This window comes from Thermus sp. H19.2 (assembly GCF_054979525.1).
The window spans coordinates 2,179,421-2,194,416 of the sequence record NZ_CM143429.1; the positions used below are offsets into that span (position 1 = coordinate 2,179,421).

Annotated in this window: 10 protein-coding genes and 1 other RNA gene; 5 read left to right on the forward strand and 6 right to left on the reverse strand. The window is 68.4% G+C overall.

What is annotated here, in order from left to right:
- Positions 1 to 786 carry a carbohydrate ABC transporter permease gene (locus ACY5J6_RS11820; protein WP_462845330.1) on the reverse strand — a complete coding sequence of 262 codons (786 nt, stop codon included), beginning with the start codon at positions 784 to 786 and terminating at the stop codon, positions 1 to 3.
- A 30-nt stretch (positions 787 to 816) separates the two neighbouring features.
- On the opposite strand from ACY5J6_RS11820, the gene ACY5J6_RS11825 reads away from it, so the two are divergent.
- The gene (locus ACY5J6_RS11825; protein WP_462845331.1) at positions 817 to 2,025 is read left to right on the forward strand and encodes a CaiB/BaiF CoA transferase family protein; all 1,209 of its coding nucleotides are present in this window, start codon (positions 817 to 819) and stop codon (positions 2,023 to 2,025) included.
- Positions 2,026 to 2,110: 85 nt separating this feature from the next.
- Here ACY5J6_RS11825 and ffs read toward each other — a convergent pair.
- Positions 2,111 to 2,205, reverse strand: an RNA gene (ffs, locus tag ACY5J6_RS11830) — signal recognition particle sRNA small type.
- Between the two features lie 19 nt (positions 2,206 to 2,224).
- Between ffs and ACY5J6_RS11835 the strand changes: the two genes are divergently transcribed.
- The 3 genes from ACY5J6_RS11835 (at position 2,225) to ACY5J6_RS11845 (ending at position 4,995) form a co-directional block, all read left to right on the forward strand.
- Positions 2,225 to 3,103, forward strand: coding sequence for an ABC transporter ATP-binding protein (locus tag ACY5J6_RS11835; protein ID WP_462845332.1), 879 nt, complete (start codon positions 2,225 to 2,227; stop codon positions 3,101 to 3,103).
- A complete protein-coding gene (locus tag ACY5J6_RS11840; protein WP_462845333.1) occupies positions 3,096 to 3,866 on the forward strand; it encodes an ABC transporter permease in 771 nt (256 codons plus the stop codon). Before ACY5J6_RS11835 ends, ACY5J6_RS11840 begins: the two co-directional genes overlap by 8 nt.
- Before the next feature lie 154 nt (positions 3,867 to 4,020).
- Complete coding sequence (locus ACY5J6_RS11845; RefSeq protein ID WP_462845334.1) at positions 4,021 to 4,995, forward strand: E3 binding domain-containing protein; 975 nt, start codon at positions 4,021 to 4,023, stop codon at positions 4,993 to 4,995.
- Between the two features lie 3 nt (positions 4,996 to 4,998).
- Here ACY5J6_RS11845 and uvrB read toward each other — a convergent pair whose 3' ends face one another.
- Positions 4,999 to 6,996: an excinuclease ABC subunit UvrB gene (gene uvrB, locus ACY5J6_RS11850; protein WP_462845335.1), complete on the reverse strand. Its 1,998-nt coding sequence runs from the start codon at positions 6,994 to 6,996 to the stop codon at positions 4,999 to 5,001.
- A gap of 89 nt (positions 6,997 to 7,085) precedes the next feature.
- Positions 7,086 to 9,920 carry an S-layer homology domain-containing protein gene (locus ACY5J6_RS11855; RefSeq protein ID WP_462845336.1) on the reverse strand — a complete coding sequence of 945 codons (2,835 nt, stop codon included), beginning with the start codon at positions 9,918 to 9,920 and terminating at the stop codon, positions 7,086 to 7,088.
- A gap of 467 nt (positions 9,921 to 10,387) precedes the next feature.
- On the opposite strand from ACY5J6_RS11855, the gene glmS reads away from it, so the two are divergent.
- On the forward strand, positions 10,388 to 12,202 hold the full coding sequence (gene glmS, locus ACY5J6_RS11860; RefSeq protein WP_462845337.1) for a glutamine--fructose-6-phosphate transaminase (isomerizing): 1,815 nt from the start codon (positions 10,388 to 10,390) through the stop codon (positions 12,200 to 12,202).
- Here glmS and ACY5J6_RS11865 read toward each other — a convergent pair.
- Both ACY5J6_RS11865 and ACY5J6_RS11870 read right to left on the reverse strand, forming a co-directional pair.
- On the reverse strand, positions 12,189 to 13,772 hold the full coding sequence (locus ACY5J6_RS11865; protein ID WP_462845338.1) for an HD domain-containing phosphohydrolase: 1,584 nt from the start codon (positions 13,770 to 13,772) through the stop codon (positions 12,189 to 12,191). The two genes, glmS and ACY5J6_RS11865, sit on opposite strands and share 14 nt — an antisense overlap.
- Before the next feature lie 6 nt (positions 13,773 to 13,778).
- Positions 13,779 to 14,996, reverse strand: a complete 1,218-nt coding sequence (locus tag ACY5J6_RS11870) for a DUF4127 family protein (protein WP_462845339.1) — start codon at positions 14,994 to 14,996, stop codon at positions 13,779 to 13,781.

Sequence of the window (14,996 nt, forward strand, 5' to 3'; positions counted from 1 at the left end):
CTACCCCTTCAGCCCCTCCTCAAAGGTGGCCACCACCCGCCTTTCAAAGAGGAGGTAGAGGAGGGCGATGGGAAGCACGGAAAGCAGGGCCGCCGCCGAGAGGAGCCCCCAGTCCGTGGGGTACTTGCGCTGCAGGTCGGTGAGCCAGGTCTGGACCGTCCAAAGCCCCGGGTCGGAGACCACCACCCGGGGGTAGAGGACCAGGTTCCAGTGGGCGGCGAAGGCCAAAACCCCCGCCGCCACCAGGGTGGGGCGCACCAAGGGAAAGAGGATGCGGAAGAGGAGCACCCGGTGCCCCGCCCCGTCCAGCCGGGCCGCCTCCAAAAGCTCCTCGGGCACCCCCCGCATGGCCTGGTAGACCAGGTAGAGGACAAAGGGGCTGGCCGCAAAGGGCAGGACCAAGGCCCAGACGGTCTCCAAAAGGGCTAGGTTCTTCAAGATGCCGTAAAGAGGGACCAAAAGAAGCTCCGCCGGCACGGCCATGAGCACCAGGTAAAGGGGCAAAAGCCCAAGCCCAGCCCGAAGGGCGTAGGCGGCGAGAAGGGCGGTGAAAAGCTGGAGGAGCACCACCCCCGAGGAAAGCCCCAAGGAGAAAAGAAGCCTTCCCCAAAAACCCTCCTTCCCCAAGGCCCTCACGTTCTCCGGGCTGAAGCCCACCCGGGAGAAGAGCTCCCCCGAGTACACCGCCTCCTTGGGCATGAAGGCGGCGTAGGCCATCCAGAGGAAGGGGAGGAGGACGAAAAGGAGCACCGAAAGCACCAGGACGTGCCTGAGGACGCGGCCCACCCCACCACTATACCGGCGTAAGATGCCCTCATGAAGCCCCTTTCCGGCCTCAAGGTCCTGGACCTCTCCCGTGTTCTCGCCGGCCCCCTCTGCACCATGATCCTGGCCGACCTGGGGGCGGAGGTGGTCAAGGTGGAGCCCCCCTGGGGCGACGAGACCCGGGCTTGGGGCCCCCCTTTCCTTCAGGGGGAAAGCGCCTACTTCCTGGCGGTCAACCGGGGGAAGCGGAGCCTGGCTCTGGACCTCAAGGCAGAGGAAGGCCAGGAGGCCATAAGGCGCCTCGCCCAGAGGGCCGATGTCCTGGTGGAGAACTTCAAGACCGGGGACCTGGCCCGCTACGGCCTGGACTACGCAAGCCTAAAGCCCCTAAACCCCCGCCTCGTCTACCTCTCCATCACCGGCTTCGGCCACACGGGACCGAGGGCCAAAGAGCCTGGCTACGACGCCGCCCTACAGGGCTACACGGGCATCATGTCCGTGACCGGGGAGCCCGAGGGCCCGCCCATGAAGGTGGGGGTGGCCTGGATCGACGTGATGACGGGGATGATGGGGGCCTTGGCCGTGCTCGCCGCCCTTCTGGAGCGGGAGAAAAGCGGGGAAGGCCAGCACATAGACCTTTCCCTCTTCGACGTGGGCCTCTTCGCCCTGGCGAACCTGGGGGAAAGCTACCTTCTCACGGGAAAGCCCCCCAAAAGGCTCGGCAACGCCCACGCCCAGATCGTCCCCTACGGGGCCTTCCCCGCGGAGAACGGCTGGCTCATCCTGGCGGTGGGCAACGACGAGCAGTTCGCGAGGCTCTGCCAGGTTGCGGGGCTTCCCGACCTCGCCCTCCGCTTCCCCACGAACGCCCTCCGGGTGGAGCACCGGGAGGAGGTGGTGGAGGCCCTTTCCCGGGCCCTAAAGACCCGCCCCCGGGCCTACTGGCTGGCGAGGCTCAAGGAGGCGGGCGTCCCCGCCGCCCCCGTGAACGACCTCAAAGAGGCCTTCCAGGACCCCCAGGCGGAGGCCCGGGAAGCGGTCTGGACCCTTCCCCACCCCCTCCTGGGCCCCCTTCCCACCCTGGCCAACCCCTTGCGCTTCCTTTCCCGAACCCCCGCGGAGCCAGGCCTCCCCCCGCCCCTTCTGGGAGAGCACACGGAGGAAACGCTCCTCGAGGCGGGCTACACCCCGGAGGAAGTGCAAAGGCTTGTGGAAAAGGGGGTGGCGCGCAAGGCCAAAGCCCCGGACCCCGGGGAGTAAACCGCCTTGGGAAGGGGCTTTTTTCACCCAAGTTCGTGAAGGGAGCGCAAAAGGGCCTGTGGATAACCCTGTGGACAAAGCGCCCCCGGCTACCCAGCGGCGCCCGACCCGGAGCGCTTAGGGCTGCTTCCTTCCGGACCTGACCCGGTTCACGCCCGGACCGCCGCGCTGGACCGGGGGCTTGGGTAGTATAGCACCCATGGAAGCCCTAAGGCTAGAGGGCCTGGGAAAACGCTACGGGCGGAAGCCCATCCTTTCCGGGGTCAGCCTTTCCGTGCGCCCGGGGGAGGTCTACGCCCTGGCGGGCCCCAATGGAAGCGGCAAGACCACCCTCATCCGCTTGGTCACCGGGCTGGCTTTCCCCACGGAAGGGCGGGCCCTCCTCCTGGGAGAGGACGTGCACAAAGCGCCCGCCGCCCGGCGCCACCTAGGGGCGGTGGTGGAGGCCCCGGCCGCCTTCTACCCCTACCTCACGGGCCGGGAGAACCTGCGCCTCCACGCCTACCTCGCCGGGGTGCGGGAGGAGGCCCGCATCGCCGAGGTTCTGGCCCGGCTGAAGCTCCTGGCCGTGGCCGACCAGAAGGTGGGAAGCTACTCCCTGGGGCAGAGGCAGCGCCTGGGCCTGGCGGCGGCCATCCTTCCCCGGCCCAAGGTCCTGGTCCTGGACGAGCCCACCTCGGGCCTGGATCCCGAGGGGGTGGAGCTGGTGCACGGCCTCCTTCGGGAACTGGCCCAAGAAGGGGTGGCGGTGTTCCTCTCCACCCACCACCTCCCCGAGGTGTCCCGCTACGCCCACAAGGTGGGCATCCTGGGCGGGGGAAGGCTTCTGGACGAGGTGGTCCTTTCCGGGAAGGAGGCGTACCGCCTCGAGGCCCATCCCCTGGAAGGGGCCCTCGCCCTCCTCAAAACCCTGCCCCAGGTGGCCTCGGCCAGGCTCCAGGGCGGGGCCATCCTCTTTGAAGGGGATCGGGAAGCGGTGCTCAAGGCCCTTCTCCGGGAGGGGTACCGGGTGGAAGCCCTCGTGCCCCACCGCTTTGACCTCCTAAGCTACTACCAGGAGAGGGTGAGGCATGCTTAGGCTCTTCCTTTTTGAGGTCTTCAAGCTCTTCCGCCTCCGCTCGGTGGGGCTTGGCCTTCTTTCCGCCTTTCTCCTCCCCTTCCTTTGGGCCTTGGCCCCCGGGCTCAAGGAGGTCTACGGCCTGGTCCTGGCCTCGGGGTGGCAGGTGGTCTCCCTGAGCCTGATGGCCGGGATGGAGTTCCTCTTTCCCTTCCTGGTGGTGATGGCGGCCAGCGAGTCCCTGGGAAGCGAGGTGGCCCAGGGCACCCTCAAAAGCCTCCTCCTCCGCCCCTTGCCCCGGACCGGCCTCCTCTTGGCCAAGCTCATGGCCGCCCTCCTCTACCCCTTCGTCCTCCTTTCGGCAAGCTTTCTGGGAGGGCTTCTGGCCGGCCTGCCCCATGGCCTTGGGGCCTTCTATGGGGGCACGGGCCTTGGGGAAGGGGGGTTTGCCGGCGTAGGCCTCCTCACCCCGAAGGAGGCCCTCCTGGAGCTCCTCCGGGCCCACCTCCTGGCGGGGGCGGTGCTCATGCCCCTCGCCTCCCTGGCCCTTTTCTTTGGCACCCTCTTCCTCTCCACCACGGCGAGCGCCTTGGCCGCCGTGGCCACCCTCCTCCTGATGCGCCTTCTGGTGGCCTTCCCCGCCCTTGAGCCCTTCCTCCTCACCACCTACCTGGACCTGCACCTGAGGCCAGAAGCGGCGGGGCTCGGCCTCTCCCTCCTCCTCATCTACACCTTGGGCTTCGCCTTCCTGGGGGCCTTGGTCTTTGAGCGCAAAGACCTCTGATACCCCTCTTGGCGTGAATCCTTCGCCTAAGCCCAAGTACGGAAGCCCCGCGGGCCTTTTTGACCGGGGGCCCCCATGCTGGCTTGGGCCAGCATGGGGTGGTATAAATCCCGTGTTGTGTAAAGGAGGTGCGGGCACTTATCATAGGAGCAAGATGGCCGAACCCAAAATCACGCCCCTGGCCCGGCGCCTCGCCGAGGAAAACGGCATAGACTGGCGAAACCTCCAAGGCACGGGCCCCGACGGGACCATCGTGGAACGGGATGTCTTGGCCTTTCTGGCCAAGCTGATGGCCGGGGAGGTGGACCTCCCCCCCATGCCGGAAGCCCCCCCGCCCCTGCCCCCGGAGGAGGAGCTTAAGCGGGCCCAGGAGGCCTTGGGGAAGGAGGGGGTGGACCTCGAGGACCTCATCCCCAAGGCCCCCACCCTCCAGGTGGAGGAGGTGGCGGAGGAGGAGCTGGACCTGGACCTAACCGAGGTGGACCTGGACCTCGAGGAGGAGGAAGCCCTCCTCCTACCCGAGGAAGCCCCAGCCCCCCTGGAGGCGTGGGAGGAAGACCTCCTCGCCCCCGAGCCCCCGGAGGAAGACTTCTCCGAGGAGCTCCTCCAGGCCCCGGGGGAGGCGGAACCCCCTCTGGCCCCCGAACCCCCCCCGCCCCCGGCGGGCGCCCCCGCCCTGGGCGTGGCCCCTGCGCCCGCTCCCCCGGCCGCCCTCCGGGTCTACCGGAAGCGGGTGGAACCCCGGGGGCTGGAGGAGGCCCTGGCCCTCTTCGCGCGGGTCCACGGGGTGCCCAAGACCCCCCTGCCCTTCCTCCTCCGGGCGGCGGAAAGGGCCCTGGCGGAGCTGGAAATCCCCTTGCGGCCCCTCGTGGGCCGGGTGGAGGGCGAGGAGATGCGGGGGCTTAAGCCTTCCCCCACCTTCCTTGCCCTCTTCCGGGAGGCGGACGGGGAGGAAGGGGAGGGCCTCCTCTGCTTCTACGGCGAGGAGGAGGTGCACACCGGCCGCCCAAGCCTCTTCCTCACCCCGGAGGGCCTCCTCACGGCCTCGGGGCTGGAAGCCCCCGTGGCGGGGAAGCTCCTGGAGCGGGTGGCCCTTTACCTGGAAAACCCCCTCCTCCTCCTCGCCTAGGGGCTACCTTCTCTTCCGCTTCCTTCGGCCCCCGGGAACGGGCTCAGGAGGTTTTAGGCCCTGGAGGCGGGCCTCGAGGGCCCTTATCTCGTCCCGAATCCGGGCCGCCCGCTCAAAGTCCAACGCCTCCGCCGCCTGCCACATGAGAAGCTCCAGCTCGGCGATCCTCTCCTTCAGGTCCTCCCCGGCGATCTCCGGCAGGGGGGCCTCCTCGTACCCCTCGGGGCGGATCACCGCCCGCACCTCCTTCCGCACCGTCTCCGGGGTGATGCCGTGCTCCTGGTTGTAGGCCTCCTGGAGGGCCCGCCTCCGGTTCGTCTCCTCTATGGCCTTCCGCATGGCCTCGGAGACCCGGTCGGCGTAGAGCCAGACCTCGCCCCGGGCGTTCCTCGCCGCCCGGCCAATGGTCTGGATGAGGCTCCGTTCGCTCCGCAGGAAGCCCTCCTTGTCGGCGTCCAGGATGGCCACCAGGCTCACCTCGGGGAGGTCCAGGCCCTCGCGGAGGAGGTTGATCCCCACCAGGCAGTCGTAGTGGCCAAGCCTGAGGTCCCGGACCAGGGCCTGGCGCTCAAAGGCGTCCAGCTCGTGGTGGAGGTAGCGGGCCCGGATCCCGTGCTCTACCAGGAAGCTCGTGAGCTCCTCCGCCATGCGCACCGTGAGGACCGTAACCAGGGTGCGCTCGCCCCTTGCCGCCCGCTCCCGTATCCCCTCCATGAGGTCCAGGACCTGGTTCTCCGTGGGCTTGACCCGCACCAGGGGGTCCAACAGCCCCGTGGGCCGGATGATCTGCTCCACCACCCGTCCCGAGTGTTCCAGCTCAAAGGGCCCCGGGGTGGCGGAGACGAAGACTATCTGAGAAACCCTCTCTAAAAACTCCTCAAAGCGAAGGGGCCGGTTGTCCAGGGCCGAGGGCAGGCGGAAACCGTAGTCCACCAGGGTCTTCTTCCTCACGTAGTCCCCCCGGTACATCCCCATGAGCTGGGGCACGGTCACGTGGGACTCGTCCAGGAAGACCAGGAAGTCCTCGGGGAAGTAGTCCAGGAGGGTGTAGGGGGGCTCCCCCGGGGCCTTCCCCGTGAAGTAGCGGGCGTAGTTCTCCACCCCGGGGCAGGTGCCCATGACCCTTAGCATCTCCAGGTCGTAGAGGGTGCGCTCCTTGAGGCGCTCTGCGTAGAGGGCCTCTCCCCTTTCCTCAAAGTAGCGAACCCTCTCCCAGAGCTCCTTCTCAATCTCCTTCAGGATCTCCTCGAGGCCTTCCGGGGAGAGGTAGTGGGTGGCGGGGAAAAGGACAAAGCCGGGAAGCTCCCGAAGCCTTTCCCCAGTGATGGGGTGGACCTGGAGGATGCGCTCCACCTCGTCGCCAAAGAGCTCTACCCGGATGGGCTCGGTCTCGTAGGCGGGGAAGATCTCCAGCACCTCCCCCCTGGCCCGGAAGCGCCCCGGGGAGAGGTCCAGGTCGTTCCGCCCGTAGCCGAGCTCCAGAAGCCGCGCCAAGAGAGCCTCCCGGGGGTAGGGCTTGCCCCTTTCCACCACCAGGTTCCTGGCCCGGTACTCCCTCGGGTCCCCGAGGCCGTAGATGGCCGAGACCGAGGCCACCACGATCACGTCCCGCCGCGTGAGGAGGCTTCGGGTGGTGGAGTGCCTCAGGCGCTCGATCTCGGGGTTGATGGAGGCGTCCTTCTCTATGTAGAGGTCCTTCCCCGGGACGTAGGCCTCAGGCTGGTAGTAGTCGTAGTAGCTGATGAAGTACTCCACGGCGTTTTCCGGGAAGAGCTCCCTAAACTCCGCCGCGAGCTGGGCCGCCAGGATCTTGTTGGGGGCGAGGACCAGGGCGGGCCTTTCCAGGGCCTCTATGACCCTGGCCATGGTCACCGTCTTCCCCGTGCCCGTGGCCCCGAGGAGGGTGACGAAGCGCTCCCCGTCCCTCAGGGCCTCCACCAGCCCGGCGATGGCCTTGGGCTGGTCCCCCTTGGGCGCTGGCCCCCGGTAGCGGAAGGTCATCCTTACCCAGTATAGGGGCCCCCTTCCGGGTTCAAGGATGGGGAAGCAAAACCCCCCGCCCTTAGGCGGGGGGAAAGTTTCCCTAGAGCCTAGAAGTTAACGTTGTAGGTGATCTTGAAGGCCCGGCCGTAGGACTGGAAGGTCCCCGCACCGTCCAGGAGGATGGCGTCCAGGTAAGCGACGGTGAAGTTGTAGTAGTTAGCCTCCAAGTAAATGCCGTCCACGCCGCCGGACTGGCTACCCGCTCCGGTGGTAAGGTTCCAGGGGAACACCACCTCACCGGGGTAGGTGAAGAGGCGGTCCGTGCCCGCGCTCAGGGAGTAATCGCCGTAGCCCCGGGTGAGGAAGCTCCCGGCGGGGTCCACCACGTTCTGCCCGCGGTAGGAAGCGTAGCCCACCTTGAGGGTAGCCTTGGGCACCAAGAACTCGTTCAGGGTGAGGCCCGCGCGCCAGTAGGTCTCCTGGGCATCGTTAGAGGAGCCACGGGTGATGTCCGTGGAGCGGGCGGCGTAGACCCCCTCTAGCCCGGGCTTCAAGGGGATGTCCAAGGGGTCCGTGGCCACCTTCACCCCATACTTAAGGGTGGTGTAGTCGTAGGTAGTAGCGCTGGCGCTGGCGTCATTAAAGGCGTGGTAGCGCACGTAAGGCTGGAGGCTGAGGAAGCCCAGCTTGCCCTGATAGGAGGCGCTGGCCAGGATGTCCTCGTAGGGGTAACTCCCGCTCCCGTCGTCAAACCTCTGGTAGCCCAGGGTGATGCCGAGACCAGAGATAAGGGCATCCTGGGCCTTGGCATCGTGGGTCAGCTTGACACCGAAGCCCGTGGAGTAGCGGGAGTCAGGGCCGTTGTAGTAGTAGAGGTTGTAGTTGCCGTAGGCGCCCAGACCGCCGCTACCGGGTTGGACGGCACCGCCGATGGTCAGTTGGTTGTAGAAGGGATTCAATGCTAGACCGCGGAAGAGCTTGAGGGTAGCGCCCACGCCCCAGGCCACCTGCTCGCTGGCCGGAGCGCCGGCATAGTTGGTGGAGTCGTCGTAGTAACCCCGGATCTCCAGCCCACCCAAGAGGCCGAGGCTCACCTTGGCGTCCACGCCGAAGCCCTTGTTGTCGGCGGCGAAGGGCGCGTTGCCGTTTCCGCCCACGCCGAAGTAGAAGAAGTGGTAGTTAGAGGACATCCCGGCCACGCCGTTCTCGTACTGCGGGTCAATGGCCCGGTAGTTAGCGGAGAGGGAAAGGGGGCCAAGCTTAACCTCGGCCTTGGCGTAGTAGGCCCAATCGGAGAGGGTGTTGTCAAAGAAGTCGGCGAAGGGGCTACCGGGGGCCTGGGAGGAGACCCAGAGCCCAGAGAGGCTCACCGGGCCCAGCCCCAAGCCGCCGTCCACCCCGATGGCCGAGCGGGTGCCCAGGTTGGTGGCGTAGTTTAGGGCCAGGCTGAAGCCCTCAACGGGCTTGAAGGCGGTGCGGATGCCGAAGTAGTCGCCCTGGAGCACCGCCGGACCCCCGTTGTTGTTGGCCACGCCGGCCACCACGGTGACCTCAGGCCTGAGGGGGAAGTTGGTGCCGGAGAAGGTGGCCACCATGCCCTGGCGGGTGGTGGCGGGGTAGCTGTCCTGGTCGTTGGCGAAGAGGTAATCGTTGAAGCTGAAGGAGCTGGTGCTGGAGCTGTAGACCACGCTGAAGGCCTGGCCGTCCACGTTCCCCTTGACACTGGCGTCGGTGAGGTAGGCCTTGGTGTCGTTGAGGCTGCTGGAGCCGAAGGCGTCCACGGAGAGGGAAGCGCTGGCCTCGGAGACGTTCACCCCACTCGTGCCGGGCTGGGCCACCTTGACCCCGAAGGTGAGCGCGGCAGAGCCTCCAGTGAAGGTCTGGTCAAAGTCACCCCGGCGCTGGGCCACCCGGTTACGGTAGGGGCCGCCGCCGTAGTCCTGCTGGCCCGAGCCCGAGGAAACTTGGTTACCCGGGAAGAGGCGGTCAATGTCAAAGTTGATGCCGGTATTGGTAGCCGTGCCGTAGGTGGCGGAGAGGGAGCCCTCGATGGAGTACTGCACCTTGGAGAGGTCGGCCACCTGGCCTTCTAGCTTGGAGACCTTCTCGGAGAGGCCCACCAGGTCGGAGCGCAGGGCGGCGGCGAACTCCTGGACGGCGGCCACGTCCTCCTTGGTGGCGAACTGCTCAAAGTCCACCCCCTGGAGGTCGGCGAGGCCCTTCTCCAGGGCGGTCACCCGGTCCTGGAGGGAGAGGACGTCCTGGTTGAGGAGGACGGCGAGCTCGTTCAGGGCCTGGATGGCCTGGGCGTTGGCCTCCACCTGGGTGGAGAGGGCGGCCACGTCGCCCTTCACGCCCTCCACGTCCTGGGCCAAGGCGTCCAGCTGCTCGGCCAGCTGCTGGGCCTGGGCGAGGGCGGTGTCGGCGGCGATGGAGGCGGCCTCCACCCGGTCCATGAGGTCCTGGAGGGCGGCCTGGTCCATGCCGGGCTCCACCTGGGGCATGGGCTGGGCCTTGAGCTCCTCGATCATGGCCTCGAGGCGGGCGATGTCCTCCTTGGTGGCGGCGCTGTCCTCCAGGGCCGAGACCCTAACCCCCAAAGCGGCGAGCTCGGCGGCGAGCTCCTGCACGGCGTTCTTCAGGGCCTCGAGGTCCTCGGAGGACATAGCCTCCATGGTGGGGGACTCTCCCTTGGCCTTCAGCTCCTCCTGAATCTGCTGCAGGAGGCGGTAGATGATGAGGGCGGCCTGGTAGCGGGTGAGGGTTTCGTTGCCCCGGAAGGTGCCGTCGGGGAAGCCCACGATGATGCCCTTGGCCGCCAGGGCCTCCACGGCCTCCTTGGCCCAGTGCCCGGCGGGCACGTCGGAGAACTGGGCCAGACCGAAGCCCATAGAGAGCACGGTCAGAAGCCCTGCCAGTAGCGTCACGAGCCTTTTCTTCATACTCCTTCACACCCCCTTCAGGGTCTTCCGGGAAGAGGGTGCGGGCGAGTTTCCGCGTTTCCTCTCCCACCCAGCTTCCCGGGATGCAGGGCCCAACCCAAGCTTTTAGGGCCGGTTTTCCCCTTGCATCCGGGGCTATCATAAAGGCCTCATGCCTGGGGTGTCAAGCCCTCCCGCCTTTAGGTTTGCTATACTCCGGCGGGGGGTGAGAGGGCGAAAAGAGAAGCCGGTCCAGGAAGGCGGGAAGCGCAGGGGGCCTTTGGGCCTGACGAGGTGGCGGACCCTTATAGGGATAACCGGCTGGGGCCGGGAAAGGTCGAGGAATCCGCGGATGCCGCCCGGGGTGTGCCCGCCCCGCCCGCCTGAGAAAAGCCCCAAGGGAAAGCCCTAAGGAGGGACAACCGAGGGGCAGGGCGCTAGGAGGGTTTCTGGACGGGCCCAAAGTGGGCCCGCCTTAAGGGGCAAACATGTGCGGAATCGTAGGCTACATCGGCTTTCGGAACGCCACGGACGTCCTTTTGGACGGCCTGAGGAGGCTGGAGTACCGGGGGTACGACTCGGCTGGGGTGGCGGTGCGCACCCCGGAAGGGCTAAGGGTGGTGAAGCGCTCGGGGAAGCTTTCCGCCCTGGAGGAGGCCCTTAAAGGGACGGGCCTGGAAGGTCCCTTGGGCGTGGGCCACACCCGCTGGGCCACCCACGGGGCCCCCACGGACCCCAACGCCCATCCCCACACCACGGAGGACGGGAAGATCGCCGTGATCCACAACGGCATCATCGAGAACTACCTGGAACTCAAGGAGGCCCTACAGGCCAGGGGGCACCGCTTCGCCTCGGAGACGGACAGCGAGGTCCTGGCCCACCTGGTGGAGGAGAAGTACCGGGGGGACCTCTTCCAGGCCCTGAGGGAGGCCCTGGGGGAGGTGCGGGGGGCCTACGCCGTGGTGGTGGTCCACGAGGACCACGAGGAGATCGTGGCCGCCCGCACCGTGAGCCCCCTGGTGGTGGGCCTGGGGGAGGGGGAGAACTTCCTGGCCTCGGACGTCCCCGCCCTTCTGCCCTACACCCGGAGGGTCATCTTCCTCCACGACGGGGACGTGGTGCGCCTCACCCGGGAGGGGGTGGAGATCACCGACCTGGAGGGCAGGCCGGTCCAGAGGGAGGCGGTGGAGGTGGACTGGACCCTCGAGGCCGCCGAGAAGGGGGGCTTCCCCCACTACATGCTCAAGGAGATCTACGAGCAGCCCTGGGTCCTGGAGAACACCCTGGGGGGCCGCCTGCGGGAGGAGGAGGGGGACGTGGAGCTGGGCCTCGCCCTGGACCCCAAGGAGGTGGACCGGGTCCACGTGATCGCCTGCGGCACGGCGAGCTACGCCGGGCTTTACGGGAAGTACCTCCTGGAGGCCCTGGCCCGAATCCCCACCGAGTGGGACGTGGCCAGCGAGTACCGCTACCGCGACCCCGTGGTGGATAGGAAGACCCTGGCCCTCGCCATCAGCCAGTCGGGGGAGACCATCGACACCCTGGAAGGGCTTCGGGAGGCCAAGCGCAGGGGAGCCCGCTCCCTAGGGGTCATCAACGCCAAGGGGAGCACCCTCACCCGGGAGGTGGAGGAGGTGCTCTACATCCACGCCGGGCCGGAGATCGGGGTGGCCTCCACCAAGGCCTACACCGCCATGCTGGCGGCCATGGCCCTGCTGGCGGTGCGCTTCGGCCGGGCCCGGGGCACCCTGGAAAAGGGGGAGGCGAGGGGGCTGGTCCACGAGATGCGCAAGCTTCCCCGCCTGGTGGAGGAGGTCCTGGAAAGGAGGCCTCTGGTGGCCCACCTAGCGGAGAAGTACCACCAGGCCCAGGACTTCCTCTTCCTGGGGCGGCACGTCCAGACCCCCACCGCCTACGAGGGGGCCCTAAAGCTCAAGGAGATCAGCTACATCCACGCCGAGGCCTACCCCGCCGGGGAGATGAAGCACGGGCCCATCGCCCTCATCGACGAGCGCCTGCCAGTGGTGGTCCTGGCCACCCAAGGTCCCCTCTACGAGAAGACCCTTTCCAACATCCAGGAGGTGCGGGCCCGGGGAGGGAAGGTCATCGCCATCGCCACCGAGGGGGACGAGGAGATAAGGAAGCTCGCCCAGGACGTGATCTACGTCCCCCAGGTCCACCCCCTCCTCGCCCCCATCGTGAGCGTGGTGCCCCTGCAGCTTCTGGCCTACGAGATCGCCGTCCTCCTGGGGCGGGACGTGGACCAGCCCCGCAACCTGGCCAAGAGCGTCACCGTGGAGTGACGCGGTCCAGCCCCAGGAAGGCCTCCACCACCTTCGGGTCCAGGGTCCGGCCCGCCTGGGCCCGGAGCTCCTCCCTGGCCCTTCCTGGGGGCCAGGCCGGCTTGTAGGGGCGCTCGGAGACCAGGGCGTCCCACACGTCCACCACGGCGAAGATGCGGGCCTCGAGGGGGATCTCCTCCCCCTTGAGCCCTTTAGGGTAGCCCGAGCCATCCCAGCGCTCGTGGTGGTAGAGGACCACGTTGAGGGCCGTCTGGGGAAGGAAGGGCAGGTCCCGAAGGATTTCAAAGCCCACCTCGGGGTGGGTCTTGACCAGCCGCCACTCCCCGGTGGTGAGGGCGGCGGGCTTCTTGAGCACCTCGTCGGGGAGGGCCAGCTTCCCCAGGTCGTGGAAGTAGGCCCCCAGGCGCAGGCCCTCGAGGTCGGGAAAGCCCAGCTCCCGCCCCAGGCGCACGGCGAGTTCCGCCACCCGCTCGGTGTGCCCCTGGGTTTCCAGGTCGCGGTGCTCCAGCACCCGGGAAAGGGCCTTCAGGGCCGCTTCCCGGGTGAGGCGAAGGGTATTCAGCTGAAAGAGGCGCTCCAGGGCTTCCTCCAGCCTCCTGGCCACCAGCTTCAGGAGGGCCTCGTCCTCCTCCCGGTGGGGCACCCGCTCCCCAAAAGAGCCCAGGGCCAAAACCCCGTAGCGCCTCCCCTCCGGCTTCAGGGCCACCAGGAGGGCCGAGCGCAGGCCGCTTTCGGCAAAGGGCTTCAGGGCCCCGGGGAAGGCGGCGTAGTCCTCCACGTACACCGGTTTCTCCCAGAGGGAGGGGTGGCCCAAAAGCCCCTGGCCGAAGCGGATGGGGTGGGCCTCGTAGAGCCGGGGAAAGCCCTCCGGGTAGCGGCCCGCCATCACCGCCGGGCGCACCACCCCCTCCTGGAAGAGGTAAAAGGCGCCCCCGTGGTAGGGGGTGAGGCGGAGGAGGGTCTCCAGGGCTTCCTGGGCCATGGCCAGGGGGTCGCGGGAGGCCTCGAGGGCCAAGGAAAGCCCCAGAAGGGCCCTATGGCGCTCCGCCTCCCTCCTCGCCTCCTCCAGGGCGGCGATGCGGGAAAGGACCATCCCCGCCGCCTCCGCCAGGGCCTCAACCCAGAAGCGCTCCTCGGGGAGGATCTCCCCCACCCCCCCGGCGGTGTCCATGGAGAGCACCCCCAGGACCTTGCCCTCGGGGCTCCGCAGGGGCACCCCCAGGTACACCCCGGGCTGCACCCTCCCCGTAAGGAAGACCACCTGAGGGTCCTTGGAGACATCCGGGATAAAGAGGGGCTCCCCCGACTCCAAGACCCGCCAGGACACCCCCTTGCCCCGGGGAAGGCGGAAGCCCAGCTTATCGGCGGAAAGCCCGGCTGCGGCCACCAGCTCCAGGGCGTCCTCCTCCGGCCGGTAGAGGTAGAGGAGGACCGAGACCGCCCGGGTGGTCCCCTTGGCCGCCTCCACCACCTTCCGGTAAACCGCCTCCCGCTGGGTGAGGGGGGCCAGGAGGCGCCAGGCCTGGACCAGGGCCTCGAGGCGCCTTAGCTCCAAAACCTCCGGCGCCATAGGGGCTTATTCTACCGGCGTCGGCCCCCGTGCGAGGGGAAGGAGCTCCAAAAGGGGCTCCGCCTCAAAGGCGCGCCGCCAGGGAAAGCGGACCCCCTGGAGGTCCAGAAGGCGGCCCTCCAGGAGGGCATGGGGCCAAAGGGCCACCACCCCCCGGGCCTCCTCGGGCAAGGGCTCGGGGAAGCGGGCCCTCACCCAAGGCCTCCCCACCTCCCCCCACCAGTGCTGGAAGTAGGCCTCGGCGAGGCGCATAAGCCTTTCTTCCTCCCTCCCCAGGAAAAGCCCCCCCTGGGCCAGGGCGCTTCCCAGGTTGTTGGCCGGGGTGCCCCAGGAGGCGTAGGCGGCCAGCCGTTCGTAAAGCCCCAGGTCCCGCAGGTAGGCCATGAGGCCGGCATCTCCCCGGTTCACCCGGGAGAGGTCCGCCAGGGCCACGGGGTGGCGGGCCATGAGGTCCATAAGCCTCAGGGCCGCCCGCCTGGAGTCCCCGCCCCCGTGGAGGTAGAGGACCAGGTGGGGGCCCTCCTCAAGGCCCACTTCCTGGGCCCCGCCGCTCCCCAGGACCCCGGCCACGGTCCTCCCCAAGGGCACCCCCTCGTAGGGGGTGACCCGGTCCGGGGAAAGGCCTTCCCCGTAGGCCACCGCCACCCGAAGCCCGGGCCTTAGGGCCCGGAGGAGGAGGACCTGGCCCGCCTCGTCGGCCCCGGGGCGGCTCGGGTAGGGGAGGGCGCGGGCCTCCCGGGGCGCGGGGGAGTTCCTTAGGGCATCGTCCCAGACCGCCTCCAGGTACACTCCCCGAAGGGCCCCCCAGGAGGCCAGGGCCTCCAGGACCTCCAGGTTCCGCTCCCTCCGGGTGGCGTCCCAGCGGGGCACCACCCCGAAGAGGTAAAGCCTCCCCCCGTGGCGCGCCTGCCAGGAAAGGAATGGGGCGAGGCGGGCCAGGGCGTCCTCAGGGGAAAGGGGGAGGTGGCGGCTCTGGAGTAGCCCCCCATAGGCCAGGGCGTCCAGGCTGGCCACCAAGCCCTCCCCCGGGGTGGAAAGGAGCCAGGCCCTGAGGGCCGCCAAGTCCGCGCCCTCCGGGCCCCGGTAGGCCTCGCGGGGCGGGCAGAGGACGGACCCCCAGGCGCACGGGGCCCAGTTGGGGGGGCGGTCGTCCAGGGGAAGGTAGAGGAGGGGGCCGGCGAGGGCGGCGGAAAGGAAGAGGAGCCAGGGGAGAAGCCGCCGCAT

Excerpts from the sequence above, each read along its gene's own strand:
- ACY5J6_RS11825 (WP_462845331.1), top strand. The coding sequence starts at position 817 with ATGAAGCCCCTTTCCGGCCTCAAGGTCCTGGACCTCTCCCGTGTTCTC.
- ACY5J6_RS11835 (WP_462845332.1), top strand. The coding sequence starts at position 2,225 with ATGGAAGCCCTAAGGCTAGAGGGCCTGGGAAAACGCTACGGGCGGAAG.
- ACY5J6_RS11840 (WP_462845333.1), top strand. The coding sequence starts at position 3,096 with ATGCTTAGGCTCTTCCTTTTTGAGGTCTTCAAGCTCTTCCGCCTCCGC.
- ACY5J6_RS11845 (WP_462845334.1), top strand. The coding sequence starts at position 4,021 with ATGGCCGAACCCAAAATCACGCCCCTGGCCCGGCGCCTCGCCGAGGAA.
- uvrB (WP_462845335.1), bottom strand. The coding sequence starts at position 6,996 with ATGACCTTCCGCTACCGGGGGCCAGCGCCCAAGGGGGACCAGCCCAAG.
- ACY5J6_RS11855 (WP_462845336.1), bottom strand. The coding sequence starts at position 9,920 with ATGAAGAAAAGGCTCGTGACGCTACTGGCAGGGCTTCTGACCGTGCTC.
- glmS (WP_462845337.1), top strand. The coding sequence starts at position 10,388 with ATGTGCGGAATCGTAGGCTACATCGGCTTTCGGAACGCCACGGACGTC.
- ACY5J6_RS11865 (WP_462845338.1), bottom strand. The coding sequence starts at position 13,772 with ATGGCGCCGGAGGTTTTGGAGCTAAGGCGCCTCGAGGCCCTGGTCCAG.
- ACY5J6_RS11870 (WP_462845339.1), bottom strand. The coding sequence starts at position 14,996 with ATGCGGCGGCTTCTCCCCTGGCTCCTCTTCCTTTCCGCCGCCCTCGCC.